Source organism: Enterococcus sp. R12, from assembly GCF_058135755.1.
In genome coordinates, this window is the sequence record NZ_CM176874.1 from 1,500,496 (window position 1) to 1,520,864 (window position 20,369).

Annotated in this window: 17 protein-coding genes; 14 read left to right on the forward strand and 3 right to left on the reverse strand. The window is 41.5% G+C overall.

Going from position 1 to position 20,369, the window contains the following annotated elements:
* Window positions 1-9: 9 nt before the first annotated feature.
* From ACTW1R_RS06910 to ACTW1R_RS06920, 3 genes are all read left to right on the forward strand, one after another.
* Entirely contained in the window at window positions 10-921 is a 912-nt protein-coding gene (locus tag ACTW1R_RS06910; protein ID WP_005225801.1) for an AEC family transporter, read from the forward strand.
* An 88-nt stretch (window positions 922-1,009) separates the two neighbouring features.
* The gene (locus ACTW1R_RS06915) at window positions 1,010-1,903 is read left to right on the forward strand and encodes a deoxyribonuclease IV (RefSeq protein ID WP_005225802.1); all 894 of its coding nucleotides are present in this window, start codon (window positions 1,010-1,012) and stop codon (window positions 1,901-1,903) included.
* Between the two features lie 45 nt (window positions 1,904-1,948).
* Window positions 1,949-2,335, forward strand: a complete 387-nt coding sequence (locus ACTW1R_RS06920; RefSeq protein ID WP_034858030.1) for a cytidine deaminase family protein — start codon at window positions 1,949-1,951, stop codon at window positions 2,333-2,335.
* 135 nt (window positions 2,336-2,470) lie between these two features.
* Here ACTW1R_RS06920 and ACTW1R_RS06925 read toward each other — a convergent pair whose 3' ends face one another.
* Window positions 2,471-3,088 carry an FMN-dependent NADH-azoreductase gene (locus tag ACTW1R_RS06925; protein WP_489927543.1) on the reverse strand — a complete coding sequence of 206 codons (618 nt, stop codon included), beginning with the start codon at window positions 3,086-3,088 and terminating at the stop codon, window positions 2,471-2,473.
* A gap of 162 nt (window positions 3,089-3,250) precedes the next feature.
* Between ACTW1R_RS06925 and ACTW1R_RS06930 the strand changes: the two genes are divergently transcribed.
* The 11 genes from ACTW1R_RS06930 to garR all read left to right on the forward strand — a co-directional run bounded on the left by ACTW1R_RS06930 (window position 3,251) and on the right by garR (window position 17,512).
* The gene (locus ACTW1R_RS06930) at window positions 3,251-3,946 is read left to right on the forward strand and encodes a response regulator transcription factor (RefSeq protein WP_005225805.1); all 696 of its coding nucleotides are present in this window, start codon (window positions 3,251-3,253) and stop codon (window positions 3,944-3,946) included.
* Window positions 3,943-4,890 carry a sensor histidine kinase gene (locus ACTW1R_RS06935; protein ID WP_156235664.1) on the forward strand — a complete coding sequence of 316 codons (948 nt, stop codon included), beginning with the start codon at window positions 3,943-3,945 and terminating at the stop codon, window positions 4,888-4,890. The genes ACTW1R_RS06930 and ACTW1R_RS06935 overlap by 4 nt, the downstream gene beginning before the upstream one ends.
* 89 nt (window positions 4,891-4,979) lie before the next feature.
* Window positions 4,980-5,756, forward strand: coding sequence for an ABC transporter ATP-binding protein (locus ACTW1R_RS06940; protein ID WP_271813369.1), 777 nt, complete (start codon window positions 4,980-4,982; stop codon window positions 5,754-5,756).
* Window positions 5,728-7,818: an ABC transporter permease gene (locus ACTW1R_RS06945; RefSeq protein WP_270290430.1), complete on the forward strand. Its 2,091-nt coding sequence runs from the start codon at window positions 5,728-5,730 to the stop codon at window positions 7,816-7,818. The genes ACTW1R_RS06940 and ACTW1R_RS06945 overlap by 29 nt, the downstream gene beginning before the upstream one ends.
* 304 nt (window positions 7,819-8,122) lie before the next feature.
* A complete protein-coding gene (locus tag ACTW1R_RS06950) occupies window positions 8,123-9,583 on the forward strand; it encodes an Ig-like domain-containing protein (RefSeq protein WP_271813367.1) in 1,461 nt (486 codons plus the stop codon).
* Window positions 9,584-10,268: 685 nt separating this feature from the next.
* Complete coding sequence (locus tag ACTW1R_RS06955; RefSeq protein ID WP_167822872.1) at window positions 10,269-11,621, forward strand: enolase C-terminal domain-like protein; 1,353 nt, start codon at window positions 10,269-10,271, stop codon at window positions 11,619-11,621.
* 109 nt (window positions 11,622-11,730) lie between these two features.
* Window positions 11,731-13,041 (forward strand): SLC13 family permease, encoded by a 1,311-nt coding sequence (locus ACTW1R_RS06960; RefSeq protein WP_159160471.1) that lies wholly within the window; start codon window positions 11,731-11,733, stop codon window positions 13,039-13,041.
* A 121-nt stretch (window positions 13,042-13,162) separates the two neighbouring features.
* Complete coding sequence (locus ACTW1R_RS06965) at window positions 13,163-14,491, forward strand: enolase C-terminal domain-like protein (protein ID WP_175445283.1); 1,329 nt, start codon at window positions 13,163-13,165, stop codon at window positions 14,489-14,491.
* Between the two features lie 49 nt (window positions 14,492-14,540).
* On the forward strand, window positions 14,541-15,437 hold the full coding sequence (locus tag ACTW1R_RS06970; RefSeq protein ID WP_086338337.1) for a dihydrodipicolinate synthase family protein: 897 nt from the start codon (window positions 14,541-14,543) through the stop codon (window positions 15,435-15,437).
* A 32-nt stretch (window positions 15,438-15,469) separates the two neighbouring features.
* A complete protein-coding gene (locus ACTW1R_RS06975; protein ID WP_271813361.1) occupies window positions 15,470-16,615 on the forward strand; it encodes a glycerate kinase in 1,146 nt (381 codons plus the stop codon).
* 12 nt (window positions 16,616-16,627) lie between these two features.
* The gene (gene garR, locus ACTW1R_RS06980; protein ID WP_086338335.1) at window positions 16,628-17,512 is read left to right on the forward strand and encodes a 2-hydroxy-3-oxopropionate reductase; all 885 of its coding nucleotides are present in this window, start codon (window positions 16,628-16,630) and stop codon (window positions 17,510-17,512) included.
* 319 nt (window positions 17,513-17,831) lie between these two features.
* Here the strand turns inward: garR and ACTW1R_RS06985 are convergent, their stop codons facing one another.
* Window positions 17,832-18,959, reverse strand: a complete 1,128-nt coding sequence (locus ACTW1R_RS06985; RefSeq protein ID WP_086338334.1) for a CdaR family transcriptional regulator — start codon at window positions 18,957-18,959, stop codon at window positions 17,832-17,834.
* 447 nt (window positions 18,960-19,406) lie between these two features.
* Complete coding sequence (locus ACTW1R_RS06990) at window positions 19,407-20,309, reverse strand: AraC family transcriptional regulator (RefSeq protein WP_087627344.1); 903 nt, start codon at window positions 20,307-20,309, stop codon at window positions 19,407-19,409.
* Window positions 20,310-20,369: the final 60 nt, after the last annotated feature.

Consider the following 20,369-nt stretch of genomic DNA (forward strand, 5'->3'; position numbering starts at 1 on the left):
TTTGTTGGAATGGGAAATATAGTGTTGAATGCCGCCGGTTTATTTGCCATGATCTTCTTAGGGTATTTTCTTAAGCGGCTAAATGTCCTTTCAAAAGCGGATGGCTCGATCTTATCCAAAATTATTTTGAATGTGACGTTACCGGCAGCAATCATTTTGAATTTAGCTTCAATGCAAGTACAAGTCAGTGCGCTTAGTTTGATTGTGATCGCGTTGATCATTACGATCGTCCAGATCCTCTTCGCATTTTTCTTGACCAAAAAAGAATCGAACACGCTGCAGCAGTTTGCGATGTACTGCGGTTCAGGCTTTAATATCGGCAATTTTGCGATTCCTTTTGCCCAAAGCTTTTATCCTTTAGGGATTCCGCTGATTTCGCTGTTTGATATGGGGAACAGTATCATGTTGGCAGGGGGAACGACGATTTTCATCGAATTCTTGATTGGAAAGCGGACGACGTTTGAACCAGGGAAAATCTTTTTGAATCTCCTGCGTTCGCCAACGTTTACTATTTATCTAGTGATGCTGATTATCCGCAGTGCGGATTGGAGGATTCCCGAAGCGGCATTGGCGCTTGTCCAACCAATCGGGATCGCAAATACGTTTTTGTCCATGTTTATGATTGGCTTATTTTTGGATTTCCGCTTACCGAAGCACACCACCCAAACCGTGATCAAAATTTTAAGCTTGCGGTACGGACTGGCATTCGTGCTGTTCGCAGCTTTCTATGTTTTACCAATCCCAGTTTTATTAAAGCCAGTTCTTTGTTTGTTAGTGTTTGCTCCGATTCCTTTATTCGGTGTCATTAATTCCGTGATTGCTGGAATGGAGGAAGAAGCGGTGGGGTTCGTTTCTTCCATTAGCTTTTTGATAAGTATGCCGCTAATGACGGGTGTCCTGATGTTATTTGGACTCGCTTGATAAAAAAATACGGCAATGAGCAAAATAATCGCTTTACAAGGCGCTTTTATCGATAATAGAGAAGACTAGATTTAGGAGGAAAAGAAAAATGTTGATTGGTTCACACGTTTCAATGAGCGGCAAAAAAATGCTTTTAGGAGCAGCAGAAGAGGCAGCTAGCTATCAAGCTACTACGTTTATGATCTATACCGGAGCTCCGCAAAACACGCGGCGCAAACCGATCGAAGAGATGCAGATCGCAGCTGGACAAGATTTTATGACGGAAAAAGGAATTTCGAATATCGTCGTCCATGCCCCGTACATCATTAATTTAGGCAATACCATCAAACCAGAAAACTTTGGCTTTGCTGTTTCGTTCTTACAAGAAGAAATCCAACGAGCCCAAGCTTTAGGTGCAACTCAAATCACATTGCACCCCGGTGCCCATGTCGGTGCAGGACCAGAAGCTGGGATCAAGCAGATCATTAAAGGCTTAAACGAGGTCCTTGAAAAAAATCAAACTGCCCAGATCGCATTAGAAACAATGGCAGGTAAAGGCACCGAGATTGGTCGCAGCTTTGAAGAATTGGCAGCAATTATCGATGGTGTCACCTTAAATGAAAAATTATCCGTTACACTAGATACTTGTCACACGAATGATGCTGGCTACAATGTCAAAGAAGACTTTGACGGCGTGTTAAACGAGTTTGACAAAATCATCGGGTTGGATCGCTTGAAGGTCATCCATGTCAATGATTCAAAAAATCCACAGGGCAGCCACAAAGACCGACATGCGAATATTGGTTTTGGCACGATCGGCTTTGAAGCCTTGAATAAGATCGTTCATCATGAGCAATTATCAGCGTTACCGAAAATTTTGGAAACACCCTATGTTGGCGAAGACAAAAAGAATAAAAAAGCCCCTTATGGCTATGAAATCGCGATGCTGCGGGAAAAGACCTTTGATCCTGAGCTATTGACGAAAATCATGGCGGGTGCTTAAACGGTTCATTTAACCATGAGCCAGCTTATTATTGGAGGAAGAAAAATGGACTTTCAGTTGCTGATCGATGCCGCGAAGCAAAAACTGGGATTCAGACAGCTCTCTCAATTTGCAGAAGCAGGGAGTGTCGCGGCAGCTCTGGCTACTGCAGATGGACAGATTTATACAGGGATCTGTATCGATACCAGCTGTTCTATGGGTTTTTGCGCCGAACAGGCTGCGGCTGCGCAAATGATCACCGATGGTCAGCAGCGGGTGTTACAGATGGTTGCAATCAATTCGGCAGGTGAGCCGATCCCACCTTGTGGTCGTTGCCGTGAATTCATCAGCCAGCTGGATCCTGCCAACCATAACACGCAGGTCATGATCGCAGCAGGAAAAATTATGACGCTAGAAGAGCTGTTGCCTGTTGATTGGAAAGCATCAAAATAAAAAGAGTCCCCTTAGACCGCTGTGTTCTAAGGGGCTTCTTTATTTTATCGATCCCATGGACGAGCTACGCTTTTGGATAAAAAAACTCCTCAACAAGCAATAGCGCTTTGTTGAGGAGTTGATCGATAGCAATGATTAGAATTTTTTCGCAGCAGCTGCTACGCGTTCTAAACCTTCAGCAATGATTTCTGCTGTTTTACAAGGATCTGCATTGTGGCCTTCAATGATTACTTCTTCTGTGATGTTCATGCCGAACATACCACCGAAAACTTTTTCCATAAAGGTTACAGCGTTTTCCATTGCGCTCATTTCGCCTGAGTAAACACCACCACGGGCATTCAATAGAACGATTTCTTTGTCTTTCAATAATTGGTTCATTGAACCATCTTCGTTATAAGAAAAAGTAAAGCCAGCTTGGAAGATATAGTCGATGAATGTGTGCAAGGCAGCAGGAATCGTTAAGTTCCACATTGGGAAAGCGAAAACGATGGTATCCGCTGCTGCGAATTTGTTCATCACGTCTTGACGGACAGTCATCAATTCTTGTTCTTCTTGGTTTAATTCTTGTTCTTGTGAAAGTTTGCCAAATGCTTCAAATAACGTTTGACCGATATAAGGCATTGGTTGTGCGTACACATCAAAGGTTACAACGTCCACATTGTTGGTATCAAGATTTTCAACGAACGTATCAAACATTTTTGCAGATACTCCATCAGGACGGTTATTGGCTTTAACAACTAAAATATTTTTCATTTTTTTCCACCTTTACTTTAAGTAAGTTTTAATCACAAAACGTAGTATACTATAAAATAATTTTGCTTACAATAAATAAGTACATTTTTTTTAAAAAAGCTGGAATTTTACAGTTTTTTTCACACAGATTTGGTAAACTTTAGAGAAAACAGGAGGATTTCTATGAAAATATTCGTGGTCGAAGATGACAAATCGTTAGTCAAAATGATGGAAAACCAATTATCCCGCTATGCGTATCAAACCTTTGTTCCAGAAAATTTCGCTGCGGTTTTAGATGAATTCTTGATGATCCAACCTGATTTGGTTTTGTTGGATGTCAATCTACCTTATTATGATGGGTTTTATTGGTGCCAAAAAATCAGGGAACGTTCGTTGGTTCCAATTCTCTTCATCTCCGCCCGAGACGGCAATATGGACCAAGTGATGGCTCTAGAATATGGTGCTGATGATTATCTAGTCAAACCTTTTTCTTATGACTTGCTGCTGGCAAAAGTAAAAAGCCACATTCGCAGAGTCTACGGGGATTATGCACAGTCTGATCGGGCGAGAAGTTTGAAAGCCGGCGAATTGATCTACTATCCCGAAGCATTGAAGATGGTCTATCGTGAAGCCAGTGAATGGCTGACTGTTCGAGAAGGAGAATTATTGACCCTGTTAATGTCGGCACACCCAGAGATGGTCAAACGGGAACGGATCTTAAATCTATTATGGGATGATGAACGCTTCGTTGATGACAATACGCTTTCTGTCAATGTCGGCCGTTTGCGAAAAAAACTGGCGGCAATGGGCATCAATGATCCGATCCAAACGATTCGCGGAAAGGGCTACGCTTTATCAGTGATAGGTACGGAAGAATGAAAGCATATGCAAGTGTTCATTTACCTAAACTACTCGTTACCTTCTTAGCCATTTCATTGTTCGTTTTAGTGATTTGGTTGGATGGCTATCGAAATTACCTCGTAATTGGTTATGGTCTGCTTCTATTTGGGCTGTTCATTGTTCTTGTTTATTTGGTAGATTACCTTTCCAATACTGCGTTTTATCAGTATATCAAGCATGGAAGAGCGACACACCGAAGCAATGGCTACCTTTCCAAGCAATGGCGCAAGCAGTTCGATGCCCATGAACAGAAAGAGCAAGAGCGGCTGACAGAATTAGATCAGCACCATCAAAATCATATTCGTTTCATGAATATCTGGGTTCATCAAATGAAAACACCTGTCTCAGTTTTGGCGCTAATGGCTGAAAGTGAAGAAGTCGATAACTATGATCTTTTGGCTGAAACAGATCGCTTAAAAAGTGGCTTGGCGACTGCGCTGAATTTTGTGCGCTTGGAAGATTTCACGGAGGACTTCGTTATCGAATCAGCCTCATTGTTGGAATTGTTAAAACACAGTATCGGTGACCAGAAGCGAAATTTTATTCGCAGTGAAGTCTATCCGAAGCTGATGAGTGAAGCAGATATCGCGGTGACAACAGACAAAAAATGGCTAGGTATTTTGCTCTTTCAACTCATCAGCAACGCCATCAAGTACTCAAAGCCAGACAGTAAAGTCTATTTTGAGATCGATCCTTTTTCTAGAAGCTTAACGATCGCAGATGAAGGCTGCGGGATTGCAACAGCGGATCTCCCGCGAGTTTTCCGCCCCTTTTATACAGGTCAGAATGGGCGGCAAACAGGAGAGGCAACTGGGATCGGTCTTTATTTAGTTGAAACGATCAGTACGCAATTAGATATCGATGTGTCGCTTGCCTCTAAGGAGAATCAAGGCACGACAGTTACCTTAACATTTCGGAGGTGAAGGCTTTCTTACAATTTTGTAAGCTTTCTATCATGAAATCGATAACTGATTGCGGTGCCGCCTGCTAAACTGGTAGCAAAGGAGTGAAGATGATGGCTTTACTAGAATTGAAAAATGTATCGAAAACCTATACAGGGGAAGTGTCTGTTGAGGTTTTACAACAAATCGATCTCAAAGTGCCAGAAGGAGAATTTATCAGCATTATGGGTCCATCTGGCAGTGGCAAGACCACCATGCTGAATTTGGTGGCAACATTGGATAAACCGACTTCAGGTTCGGTGATTATCAAGGGAGAGCAGCCACTAGAATTATCTAAGCAAAAACTCGCGGAGTTTCGTCGTCGGCAACTAGGCTTTGTTTTTCAAAACTACAATTTACTTTCGCCATTGAGCGTGCTTGAGAATGTGATTTTACCACTGACATTGGATCGGGTGGCAGTTCCTGAGATGAAAGAACGTTCGGAGCAGCTATTACGTGAACTTGGGATCTATGAGAAAAAAGACAAACGCATCTATCAGCTTTCCGGTGGAGAGCAGCAGCGAGTTGCGATTGCTAGAGCTTTGATCCATCAACCAGAATTGCTTTTGGCAGACGAACCGACGGGTAATCTTGATTCCAAGGCAGCACGAGATGTCATGGAAATACTAAGTCAGATGAACAAACAGCGAAAAGTCACCACTATGATGGTCACCCATGATCCGTATTCCGCCAGCTTTTCTGATCGGGTCGTTTTCATCAAAGACGGAAAGCTGTATAACGAAGTCTATCGTGGTGCTGATCAACAGCAATTTTATCAAAAAATTCTTGAAGTCCTAGCACATTTAGGAGGTCGCCGTCATGAATTTCAGACAGTTGATCATTCGTAATCTGCGGGGGAATTTTCGAACTTATGCGGCCTACTTCGTCAGCAGCGCCTTTGCAGCGATGGTGTTTTATATTTTTAGTCTTTTGCTCTTTCATCCGCAATTGGAAGAAAACTTATCTAATAGCGATACCCTTTCAAGCTTAGCTAAGGTTGGTCTATCCGTCGCACTCGTGGTGATCGCCTTACTGTCGCTGTTGTTTTTATGGTATACATTTGTGGTCTTTTTGAAACGACGCAAACGTGATCTGGCGATCTACTTGATTTTGGGGATCGAAGAAAAAGATCTGCGAAAGATTTTGTTTGTCGAAAATGCCCTTTTAGGAACATGTGCCACAGTGACCGGTATTGGGTTGGGGATTTTAGTGACGAAATTGTTGCTGCTGATTGCGCAAAATGTCATGTATCTAACAGAAGGACTGAAATTTATGGTTCCTCTGGAAGGTTTAGGATTGACCTTTGGGATCTATGTCTTTATTTTCCTCTTGATCTCCTTTTTCAGTACTCGGGCCTTGCAAGGAGAACAGATCATCTCATTGATCAAGGAAAATGAAAAACCACGTCCTGAGCCAAAAAGTCATTGGGCATTGGCATTTTTAGGAATTATATTATTGGTGGCGGGCTATGGATCGGTCTTTTATTTTAGCTACCAAACGTACTCAATGCTGCCACTTATGCTAGGAGTCTTGTTGACTGTTGCAGGCACGATCTTGTCATTCCATCAGTTCAGCGTATTTCTATTGAAACGATTAAAGAAACGCCCGACCTTCTTACGTGGGACTCGGATGCTGACTATCAGCGAATGGATCTTTCGCATGCGAGACAATGCGGCGATGTATAGTTTAATCGCGATTAGTACCTCCGTGGCATTCGTTGGGATTTCCGTGATGCTGGCGATCGGCAGTTCTTCTTTTTCTTCGATCCAAGGAATCAGTGTAGCCTATGTGTTTCCGTGGTCTGGGCCAGAAGACCTCGATCATTCTGAGGGGAAAATGAATGAAATTAAAACTGCCATAGAAGAAAAAGGGTACTCACCTGTAACGGATAGTGTTTCCTTACTATGGGCCTATGCGAATCTTGATGAATCTGCAGTTATGAATGATTCATTTTATGCGACGAATGGCTTTTCAATTATGCGAGAAAGCGACTATCAGAAAATGATGAAACAAATCGGTGAGGAAGCTGATTCCGTTGCAGATAATCAAATAATGACACTTAGTGCTAATTATTCACGTCGAAAACAGCTTCTAGAAGTCCCTGAGAACGAACGCACAAGTATCTATCCACTTGAATTAGGTTCAGAAACCGGTATAAAAAAGGATGTTACGATTGTCCACAGCCCCTCAATGCTTTCTCTGGATTACTTTGGATTGTCAGTTGTGACAGATAAGACCTTTGAGGAATGGCAAGCTCTCTTACAAGAATTTAACGATGATATGGAATCTGGTTTTATTTGGTTAGACTATCCAGAATGGGCTGAAACAGCTGAATTGGTATCTGATTTCAATGGGAATTTAGATAAAGAAAATGCCTTGATCGATCAGCAATACGAAGAACTCAGTCGGGAGTTTGAAGCCAAAGGTGACTATACAGATGAAGAGTGGTCAGAAGCGGCAAAAGACATTCCGATGCGTACGTCTTATACCTCGAAATACCAAGTTTTCCAAGAAAATCGTCAAGGAAATGGCATCATTTTAATGATCACGGTATTACTAGGTTCGGTTTTCTTTATTTTCTCCGCTTCGATTATCTATTTCCGTTTATTTGCAGATTTAGATAAAGATGGTGCGTATCATCGTTCCTTGCATATTTTAGGTGTGTCGCCCAAGGAGCGTCACAACGTTCTGAGACGCCAGCTGCAAGTGATGTACTTCTTGCCAACAGTCGTGGCAATGATCCATTTTGCGGTGGCAATGACCGCTTTGCGTATTTTAGTAGAATTGCCTGTTTGGCAATACTATGGCGTGATCGTTAGTCTCTTTTTGATTTTCCAAATCGTTTTTTACTTTGTTTGTCAGTACCGGTACTTCCAGCAAATTGATCGAATCGCCGATCCGACAGAGTGATTTATTTTTTAGCCAAATCCCTTTCAATCAACACAGATTGGGATTTGGTTTTTTGTTTGCTGCATTGTTATTTTCTTTCACCAATGAAGCGTTTTAATTGTGTAAATCACCGAAAAGCAGATAAAATTAGTTAACACTGATTCTATTAGGCAGTCGCGGATACCCTGCAAGAATGTGGCAACTGGAAGTCTATTTTTCTCACCGTGAAACGAAAAGACAACTGTTAATGAAAATATTCATGTCGAGTACAGTAATTGCTGTGACCGATGGGTTTAGCTAAGCGATCACTTAAGGGAGGAAACCAATGATCAAACGTTTAGGAAAAGCATTTGCTGTCTTGCTGCTGTTGATTCCTGTTTTTGCTGGTATGCGGGTTGTTTATGGGGAAACCGATGTGGGTGCCAAGCTGATCACCAATGTATCGATCGTTAATAGCCACAACGAGGTCATCACAAGTATTGAAAAGGATGATTCCTTTAAAATAGATATGACTTGGAGTTTGGAGGACTTAGGTGATTTAAAAGCAGGTGACAAAGCGACCGTCACCTTGCCAGCTGAGATTGAAGGCGTCAATAATACGTATGCTTTATACGATGAAAATAACAACTTAGTGGTCAATGTTACCCAAGTTGGCAATCAGCTGACCTTTGTTTTCACGGAATTTGTCGAACAAAATACCAATGTACATGGGGACTTTTATTTTTGGACAAAGTTCAGTGATGACGTGATAGAAAACCAGATCAACAACATAAACTTTGAAACGGCAAATGGGACGCAATCGGTGCCTATTTTTATTCAAGCAGTGGATGATTCAGGGGAGGGTGCCTTACTCACCAAACAAGGACTGTATTTAGGTACGCAAGAACCCAAACGGATCATTGATTGGCGAGTGTATATCAACTCGTTTGACACGGACCAAGTGACGATCAAAGATGGAACGTTTATTGACTTTTTAGGTCCTCATCAGACACTAGTCAGTACGAGTGCTCGAGTGGTCTATGGACCCAGCGTTTCCAACCCAACGTATGTCGAGCAAGTACCGATTGTTTTAAATAGTGACGGATCCTTTGAAATTCCTTTGCGGGATACAGAGGAACGGATCTACATTACCTACAAAACAGAAACAGATGGTTCATTGGAACAATATACCAATCGGGGCATCCTTGATGCTTTGGTCAATGATGTGCCAAGAACAAGCAGTATTACTGGCTATACGCCACGCTATGGTGGCGGTGGTGGCGGAACCGGTGAACCAGGAGAGTCCAGCAGCACGGAACCAAGTAGTGAAAGCAGTACAAGTAGTACTACCGAACCAAGTAGTGAAAATAGCACCAGCAGTAGCACGGAACCAAGTAGTGAAAGTAGCACCAGCAGTAGCACGGAACCAAGTAGCGAAAGCAGCACTAGTAGCAGCACGGAACCAAGTAGCGAAAACAGCACTAGTAGCAGCACGGAACCAAGTAGTGAAAGTAGCACCAGCAGTAGCACGGAACCAAGTAGTGAAAGCAGTACAAGTAGTACTACCGAACCAAGTAGTGAAAGTAGTACAAGCAATACACTGGAAGGTTTGCTAAATAATAGTGGGTCAAGTCACTCTTCCAGCTCGGCAAGAAGTGATGGTGCCAACCATAATAAGCAGAAGCTTCTCCCGCAGACGGATGAAGTCTTGAATGATCGGTTGATTTTCTTAGGGATAGTCATACTGTCTATCATTACCTATATGACGCTAAAAAAATCAATGGGGAAAAGTCCCTTCAACAGATAACAAAAGTCTACAACGGGCAAAAACAAACATAATTATCCAATGGGGACTTGGGTTAGCAGAAAACAGAATAAAAAGTAGCGACAAAACCGTTCATGTGTTTTGATCGACTGATTCAGTAAAATTTAGTTCTTTTTGCTGAAAGAGGTCATCAAGGGCATTATCGGTTTTTTTTGCTATTTTCTCGATGGGGTGACCTACCGTTTTTACGCTTGTAGCCCGCCGATTACAGAAAAAATTTGGCTGTTTTGGAATTCTTAAAATGGTTTCTGTAACATTTATCAAGCAGAAACGATGCGGATAACTATCTCACATACCCTTTTTATTCGCGAAGAATATTTGTATTCTTAGAGCAAGTTAATGATCATAAACCGCTTCCATACGCTGACGCTTTTTCGACATATGACTGGAAATGTGCGAGAAATATCAGAAGTTCCCTTAGTCTAGTTAGTGTTTCGGACCCTTCTTTCTAGAAACTGATTTTTGTTTCGATTGCTCGGAAAATGAGCAGAATTCTTCAAAAACATTTACTGACCAATGGATTGTGATTTTGTTAACAAGAATGAGCGAAGAAGGGTTTAGTGGTATGCACAGGAAGCAATTTATAAAAACCTAAAGCGTTTTGATTACGAAGCAAGTTTTTCTTCAAACTGAACAAACCCAAAATAATAGAGAAGGTGGAATGAATATGAGTAAAAATGGTTCTCCAAAAGTGACAAAGATGCAGGTGTTTCCGATTGCTGGTTATGACAGTCCGACCCTTACCTTAAGCGGGTGTCATGCACCTTATTTTACGAGGAATATTGTTGTATTAGAAGACGAAACTGGGAATAGAGGCATTGGTGAGATCCATGGCGGTGAAGACATCACCAAAATGCTGGAGAGTTACATTCCTTTTGTCGTGGGTCAAGAAATTGCCAATTATCGTAATGTGATTACAACGATTCGCAAAAATGGAGCGGCGATGAAAGGAAATGATGGGGAAGGACTTCAAGGGTTGGATTTAAAAAATCTGAAATTTGTCGTCCAAGCGGAGGCAGCGGTTGAATGTGCGATGCTGGATCTGCTTGGCAAGTTTTTAAATAAACCGATGTGTGCATTATTAGGTGATGGTCAGCAGCGTAATGAAGTTGAAGTGTTGGGGTATTTGTTTTATATCGCCGATGCAGGGAAAACCGATCTGCCTTATCGCATAGAGGAAGAGCCAAAAGATGAGTGGGAGCGCATTAGAAGACAGGAAACCTTAACACCAGAGGGAATGGTGCAGCAAGCAAAAGCACTTGAGGCACGCTATGGGTTCAAAAATTTCAAAGTCAAAGGTGGCGTGCTGAAGGGAACAGAGGAAATGGAAGCAGTAGTTGCTTTACATGAGGCGTTTCCAGAAGCGCGAATCAATATTGATCCTAATGGTGCTTGGTCGTTAGCAGAGGCAATCGAGCTTTGCAAAGACAAATTAGACACGATTTCTTATGTGGAGGATCCATGTGGTCCTGAAGCAGGTTTTTCAAGTCGTGAGATCATGAATGAATTCAAAACAGCCACGAGACATCAAGTGGCAACAAATATGATTGCGACCAACTGGCGACAATTTTATCATGCATTAAATTCAAAAGCAGTAGATATCGTTCTGGCTGATCCGCATTTCTGGACATTAAACGGAAGTGTTCGCATGGCCCAAATCTTGAATGACTGGGGATTGACTTGGGGTTCTCACTCCAATAACCATTTTGATATTACGTTGGCAACATTCGCACAGTGTGCCGCAGCTGCACCAGGAAATATTACACCAATCGATACACACTGGATTTGGCAGGATGGACAAGAACTTTGCGATGACACTGTCTTGATTCAAGATGGCGTGATCAAAATCACCGATAAACCTGGCCTAGGTATTGAAATCAATATGGAGAAATTGCTGGAAGCACATCAATTGTACCAGTCAATGGACCCCAAATACCGTGATCGTGATGATTCAATTGCGATGCAATACTTTATTGAAGATTGGCAGTTTGACTCAAAAAAACCTTGCTTTGTGCGCTAAAGGTATTTATTGAAGGACTACTTGATGTCAGAGATATAGCTGAAATTTTTGCTTGAAGTTTCAGCTATATTCCTCTTTGACTGATCTATTATTCGGAGGGATATAAAAAATGAGCTATTTAGCTATTCTTGGCTTTGTCATGATGACATTGATCACGGGTTTATTACTAAGAAATAAAATTAATATACTTGTCTGTTTTGCATTGATACCTGTCGGATTTTCTTTCTTAAGCGGGGCAAGCTGGACAGCGACGGAAGGATATATCGCTGACGGTCTTGATATGACACGAGACATCTTTTTGATGATCATGTTTTCATTACCTTATTTTTCTCTGATATCTGATGCAGCAGTCTTCGATATTATGGTATTCAAGTTTTTGAAAAAAGTAAAAATCAAAGCACCGATTCTCTGCAGCTTGACTGTGTTTATTTCGGTGATCACCACATTAGATGGAAGTGTCATGTCGACCTATCTAATTGCGATCCCGTTGTTTTTGCCGCTATTTAAGAAGTTGAAAATCGATCCGGTGATACTCGTTTTTCTTTGCTCAGTCGGTATCATGTTAGGATCGATCACACCATGGAACGCACGGATCTTACGGGCTGCAAGTCTGCTTCCGGATGTACCCAATGCACCGATGACCTTATTTACCACCTTGCTACCTGTTTGGATCACTGTCTTTATCGGAACGATGATCCTTGGTTATTTCTTAGGTCTAGGTGTCCACAAAAAGCATATGGCAAATGGAGAAAAATTTGAAGGGATCGCTGATTCATTAGCGAAAGAGCAAAACTATGGACCGCTTGCTCGTCCCAAGCTATTTTGGTTCAATCTGATCTTGACCATCCTCTTAGTGATCGCTTTGTCGTTTTCAAACCTGCCTTCTTACTATATTTTCGCAGCTGGTTTGATCATTGCTTTGTGTGTGAACTATCCAGACTTCAAAGATCAAAATCAATTGATCAGTAAATATGCTTCAAAAACATATCCGATTGCGCCCATCGTTTTGCTTTCTGGGGTTGTCGTGGGGATCTTGCAAGGAACGGGCATGATGGATGCGATGGTTCAAGTTCTCGTGAATATTATTCCCGCAGCTGTTGGTCCCTATGTTCATATTGCGATCGCTATCTTCAGCACGCCATTGATGCTGTTGTTTACCAACGATACTTGGTTTTTTGCGCTCATTCCGATCATTGCAGCTTTAGCAGGAGAATATGGCGTTGCTCCAGATATTGTTGCCTTGACATTATTCTTTAATATTGGTGCGTTTGCTTCACTGATTGCCCAACCACAAATCATCATGGCTTGTGATTTAGGGGAAACCAATGTACGAAAATTCTTGCGTTATTCCTTCTTTAAATTCTGGGGAATCAGCTTGGCATGGACGCTAGTAGGGATCTTATTGGGGATCTTTATTTAAAAATGTTCTTTAGCACAGAAATTCACTGTTTTTCGACGAAAAGTCTGCACTCGATACTCTGTATTCTTTTTTTTGGGAAACAGTATATTAAAAACTATCAATTTGACTAGGAGAGATTTTGATGATTCCAAAAATCGTAAAAATGGAAGTTGTCCCTGTAGCAGGACATGACAGTATGCTATTAAATCTAAGTGGAGCCCATGGCCCTTTCTTTACTAGAAATATCGTTATTTTAACTGATGACACGGGTAATACAGGTTTAGGAGAAGTGCCAGGTGGTGAGAAAATTCGTCAGACATTGGAAGACTGTCGTGAATTAGTTGTGGGTCGGACTTTGGGCGAATACAAAAACATCGTGAAAGAGATTCACGAACGTTATGCGCAGTTGGATGCTGGTGGGCGCGGGAACCAAACATTTGATTTGCGAACGACGGTTCATGTTATGACTGCTGTTGAAGCGCCATTGTTGGATTTACTAGGACAGCACATGCAGGTGCCCGTTGCCGCTTTGTTAGGTGAAGGACAAGTGCGCGAATCAGTGAAGTTTTTAGGTTATCTGTTTTATGTAGCAGATCGCAACAAAACAGACTTGCCTTATGCTTCTGACAATACGCTCGATGATTCATGGGGAGCACTACGTCGTGAAGAAGCGATGACCCCAGAAGCAATCGTCAAGTTAGCGAAAGCTGCCTATGAGCGCTATGGTTTTGAGGACTTTAAATTAAAAGGCGGCGTGTTATCAGGGCAAGAAGAAGTACAAACCGTCAAAGCGTTGAAAAAAGAATTTCCCAATGCCCGGATTACCCTTGATCCGAATGGCGGATGGTTACTAGATGATGCAATTGCGCTTTGCAAAGACCTTCACGGCGTATTAGCGTATGTAGAAGATCCTTGTGGTGCAGAAGGTCGCTTCTCTGGTAGAGAAACGATGGCAGAATTCCGCCGAAAAACAGGATTGCCGACGGCGACGAATATGGTAGCAACGGATTGGCGAGAAATGAAAGCAGCGATTCGCTTAGATAGTGTGACGATTCCGCTGGCAGATCCGCATTTTTGGACGATGCAAGGCAGTGTGCGTGTGGCGCAGTTATGTCATGACCTAGATTTGACTTGGGGTGTGCATTCCAATAATCATTTTGATATTTCTTTGGCGATGGTCGCTCATACTGCAGCGGCAGCACCTGGGGAAGTAAATGCCGCAGATACCCACTGGATTTGGCAAGATGGCGAAGGCTTGACCAAAAATCCGCATCAAATCAAAAACGGTGAAATTACCATTCCAAGAAATTCCCATGGCCTTGGGCTAGAACTTGACCGAGAAAAGCTAGATGCAGCGCATCAACTATATTTAAAAGAAGGCTTAGGGGCGCGCAATGATGCGATTGCCATGCAGTACTTGATTCCTGGCTGGACATTTGACAATAAAAAACCAGCTTTAGTCAGAGAGTAATCGAGCGAATACAAATTAATCGAAGCTTTGAGTGAGAGGATTGACCATAATGGAAAAAGAAAAGATTAAAGGGATCATTGTTCCTTTACTAACGCCAGTGAATGAAGAAGAAATGATTTGTGAAACTAAGTTGCGAAAGATCGTACGGCATGTGATCGATCATGGTGTTCATGGCATTTTGGCTTTTGGCAGTAATAGTGAGTTTTATATGTTCGAACATGATGAAATGCTTGCAGCAACAGAAATCATTTTAGATGAAGCCGCTGGAAAAGTACCTGTTTTCTTTGGGATGGGCCCAATACGTACGAAACATGCGGTGGCACTTGCCAAACGGGCAGCAAAATTGCCGATCGCTGGTATTTCCGTTTTACACCCAATGTTCATCAAACCCACAGAAGAAGCACTGTACAATCATTTTAAAGCAATCGCAGACGCGGTTTCCGATACGATGGTGCTTTTGTATAACAATCCAGCAAGAGCTGGGTATTCGTTGAGTCAACCATTGATCGAAAAGCTGGCGCATACCGTTGAGAATATCGTAGGGATAAAAGATTCGAGCGGAGATTTGACCTTCCTAAGCGAATTGGTTCGACGGAATGCTGATGTTGGCTTTCGAGTGATTGCAGGAAAAGATACCATTGTTTATCCTTCACTCTGTGTGGGAGCAGTCGGCGGTGTGTGTTCAACGGCAAATATTTATCCTGAATTGGTTTGCGGTATTTATGACCAGTACGTATCTGGTGATTTCCAAGGCGCGCTAAAGAACCAATTTACCCTGAACCCGATCCGTTTATCGCAAGATGCAGCAAGTTTCCCTTCAGCTACCAAAGATATGGCAAACTTGATGGGCTTGAATGTGGGACCTTCGATCTTGCCGACGGAAGCAAGTAAGGGCGTTGTGTTAGACAAGATGATTGATGAAATGAAGAAGGCGGGTTTCTTATAATCAAGCCTAACTATAGAAAAGGGGGTGGATTCATGGAAGAACAGCGAATTGTGATTGCAGTAGATTCTTTCAAAGGAAGTGCCTCCAGTAAAGATATCTCAATGTGGTTAGAAAAAGGGATTCGTCGGGTTTTGCCTCATAGTCCTATCGATAAATTTTCAGTCGCCGATGGTGGAGAAGGCACAGTCGAAGCTTTAGTTGATGCCTTGGCAGGAAAACGAAAAAGGATAACTGTTCAAAATCCATTGGGAAATCCTGTGAAGGCGCAATATGGTGTTTTACCTAATCAAATCGTCGTATTAGAAATGGCAGAAGCAAGTGGGATTACTTTGATCGAGCAAAATGCTGAGAATGCCTTAAATGCTTCGACTTACGGGGTAGGGGAGTTGCTTTTGGCTGCCCTCGATGAAGGCGCAAAAGAGATCTACCTTGGCATAGGCGGCAGTGCAACAAGTGATGGCGGGGCTGGAATGGCAAAAGCGTTAGGGGTCTCCTTTTACGACGATCAAGGAAAGGACATCCCGAGAGGATTAGCTGGATTAGCAAAGCTTGCTTCGATAGATATTTCTAAGATCGATCCACGATTAAAGGATGTAAAAATCAATATTTTATCGGATGTAACGAATCCGTTAGTCGGTGAAAAAGGTGCCATTGCTATCTATGGTCCTCAAAAAGGCATTCCGATTGACCAAACGAAAACCTATGATCAGTGGATGAAACATTATGCCTCTGTGATCAAAAAAGAGATGCAGATTGATATTGCTGACGCACCAGGTGCAGGGGCAGCAGGCGGTCTAGGGGCTGCATTGCAAGTGTTTTGCCAAGCCAAAACGTGCAACGGTATTGAAACGATCTTAGATTTAGTAGAAATTGAAAAGAAAATTGCCCAAGCTGCTCTCGTCATAACTGGCGAAGGCAAGCTTGACCAGCAATCGCTGAACGGCAAAGTTCCTGTGGGAATTGCCGAGCTAGCCAAAAAGCACGATAAACCGGTGATTGCTGTGGTCGGTAGTCGGGAGAAAGAGGTTTCGGCAGCTTATGCCGCTGGAATTGACCTTATTTTGCCAATTATCCATCGACCAATGAGTTTGCAAGAAGCAATGACACAAGTAGAGGAAAATGTGGTGATCGCTGGAGAAACCGCGATCCGAGCATATTTATTAAATCAACGAAAGTAGGAGATGGTATTGATGAAAGTAGGATTTGTCGGTTTAGGAATCATGGGAAAACCAATGGTGAAAAATATAGTAAAGAATGGCTATGAGGTTATTGTGTTTGATTTTAACCAATCCGCAATCGATGAAGTTGTTTCAGCTGGTGCACATGCAGCCGAGTCAGGCGCCAAGGTGGCAGAAGCAGCAGAAGTGATCATTACGATGCTGCCGAATTCTCCAAACGTAGAAGCGGCGCTATTCAATCCTGGAGGGATCGCTGAAGGCTTGTCAGCTGGTAAAACAGTTATTGATATGAGTTCAATCGCACCAAAAGCCAGCCAAGACTTTGCGGCTCGTTTGAAAGAACAAGGAGTCCATTTTATTGATGCGCCTGTCTCTGGTGGAGAACCAAAAGCCATTGATGGAACGATCGCGGTAATGGTTGGCGGAGAAAAAGCAGTTTTTGAGAAATATGAAGCTTTATTGAAGACGATGGCTTCTTCTGTGACACGAGTCGGTGAAGTAGGGGCTGGAAATATTACGAAACTAGCCAATCAAATGATTGTAGCGATCAACATCGCAGCTATTTCTGAAGCTTATTGTCTAGCCAAAAAAGCAGGTGTTTCTCCTGAAGCAGTTTATCAAGCCATTCGGACAGGTTTGGCAGGAAGCACAGTCATGGATCAAAAATCAGAAAAGATTTTTTCTGGTAACTTCGATCCTGGTTTCCGTATCGAATTGCATATCAAGGACTTGCAAAATGCATTAGACACCTCACATGATAGTAATGTTTCTACACCATTTACAGCATCTGCAATGGAGATTATGCAATCACTGAAAGCGTACGGATTAGAAAAAAGGGATCATTCTGCAATCGCAAACTATTATGAAACGATCAATGATTTAAAACTGCAAGGTTAACAGTAACGAATCGAGGTCATTTGTTTTCCTTTTCATTGAAAAGAGAGCACGAGCTGTTCACAACTAAAGGACATAATAAAAGAGCGTTTCTTCTCACAGGAGCGCTCTTTTTGTTGCGTGTATTGAAACTCAAAAATACAGTGTAAAAACAATTTTGCGTCCACTGGAAGAAAGAAAACAGGGAAACGTTGCTGGTGCTATGAGTTAGGCTGTTGATGGATAATCAGGCTGATTGGAAACAGATGACTTGAACAACAAATGATACCATCGATTTTAAATGCGAAGTTTGTTACGCTGAAGCATTTGCTTGTTCAACAAATCATCTCTCTAGATTAGACAAGCGATAACTCATAAAAGCAGCCGACAACACAGTAAAATCACTCAAATTACGTGGATTGTAGCCCGTCTTTTCCGTGATGCGATTCAGTTTGTTTTGAAAAGTATTCTTGTGTAAAAAAAGTGCCTCGGCACACTTCATAATACTACCATTGTAGCGTTTATACGTTTCAAAGATCAATTGGAACTGCTCAATCTCCTCAACAGTCAGACTGCCAAGCACTTTCTTTTGCAATTGTTTATTATCTTCTGTAGAAATCCCGACAAAGAGCAACCCATAATCCATTTCTTGATAAGAAGAGATGGTCGCACTTTTTTGATTGATCAACCAATTGACGGTTTTTTGCGCCTTTTCATAACTAGACCAATACTCATCGATGGTTTCTGCTAAACCGCCGATCCCAAAGGACATTTGACGATCAAAACGCTTAGAAATATCCTTTTGCATTTGCATCAGTAGGGGGATCAGCGAAGCTTCTTCCTGCTTTTCGAAAAACAGGCAAATTTCTTGATTGATCAACGAGAAGAAACTACCTGGAAAAATGTGCAAATGCGATTGGATGGTATGGAGCAGTTTTTCATAATTCAGATTATTTTTTTCTCTAGTAAAAAGGAATTTCCCTATCACGAGGATGCGCGGTCGTTCCAAATCAATGTCCAGGAGCGAGGCTAAATAAGCCGCCAAGCTATCATCTCTTTGAGGAGCGATCAGCATTGTAGCTAGACTGTGGTAGTTTTGCCGTTGATGGAAATTTGTCAATTGAATCCAGTTTTCTCGGATCAAAATCTCCGTCATTTTTTTGATAATATTCCCCAAAGGTTCTACCTTTGTACGCTCGCCAGTAATTCCAATAATTGCTACAACAGATTGATTAAAAAGGACCGGGATATTGATTCCTTTTTTTGCTCCTTTAAATTGATTGTCATGTTCAATCGTTAATGTCTGTTGATTTTTGGCTGCTAAACGGGCGCCTTCATGACTGGTACCAATCCGCACGGTATCTGTACTAGCTATGATCGTACCCGAGGTATCAAAAAGATTGATTTCATGGTTGATGATATCTTTTAAGCTTTTAACAATCAATTTTGCTACTTTTGGCTCTAATTCCATCGAACACGTACTCCTAAAGGTTGATTTGCTTATACTTAAATTTTAGCGCAAAAATGGTCATATATTATATATAATATATATTTAAATGATAAATATTAAACTGTTTTATTGGCAGTTTATTTTGCTTAGGGTTCAGTTTATTCAAAATTTCTATCGTGTTTTTATGTATGGAAACATTTCCTGATGTTTGCTGAATCGCTGAATCCCAATTAGCAAAACTACCGTTGTATTTTCTCTATCGTGCATAAAGAGATTATTCATTGGCACGTGTATACTAACGTTTTATTCACAAAGGAGCGAGAACTTTTCAAATACCTTTTTGGGAACTGGATACACAAAGCTAACTTTACATATAAATGGTTCGTTTTTATTTGTTATCTTTAGATGCAATGAAAATTGAACAATCAAAAAGTCGCTGAAAACAATATAGTTTCAACGACTTTTTGATTATTCGTTTTCTTTCAGCGATTTGTAGTATTTGTTTCGGTATTGTTGCGGAGACATGTTGACCCACCGCTTAAATTGTTTGCTGAAACTTGCTAGGGAGTTAAAACGCAGTTGTTCACTGATTTCCTCAATCGAAAGAGAGTGGATCTTAAGCAAATTTTTTGCTTCTTTTAAAATTAAGGATGATTCATATTTTTTTGGAGAAAGACCATACACTCTTTTAAAGAGAGTACTGCCATAAGATGCTTGGATACCAATCTCTTCAATCAGCTCCTTGATTGATATATCAGACAAACAGCGCTGCTTTTGAGGATCTTTCCAAATTTTCTGTAGTTCCAACTGAATTTTTTTTGAAATAGTTTTTGCATAGTGAATCGTTAAGTTGCTGTTTTCTTGGAAGAGCTGCTGTTGCTTTTTTTTCTCAATCTCATGATTCAATATAAGCAGAAATTGGGATAATAAAATTTGAATGTGCATTTTCTTTTCGAATTCTTTGATAGCGGGGTTATTGATCAATTGAATCCAACGTTGGATCACTTCTTTGATTGCTATAAAAAAACTACTTTGTGGTGTAATCTTAATGTCGCTGTAATTGATCATGTCAGAGACGAAATCTGGGTCGTCAATATCAAAATGCGTGCAAAAATAATGAAGCCTAGGGCCGGCCTGGATTTTGTGAAGGCTGTTTGGGGGAATAATGACCATGTCACTTGCTTCTAAGTGGTAACAAGTCTTATCTATAATAACATCTTCACTTCCTTGAATGACATAGATCAATTCAAAAGCCAAGTGCTTGTCCTCAGCTACAGACCATCCCTCATCGACTTCTTGTGTATGCCCCCCGAAGAACGATAATTTCCAATCAATTGCTGGTAATCGCTTAGCATCTTTTAATATACTCATAGATCCACCACCTGAAAAATGTACAAATTCTCTAAATATTTGTCCATATACAGATTAGCA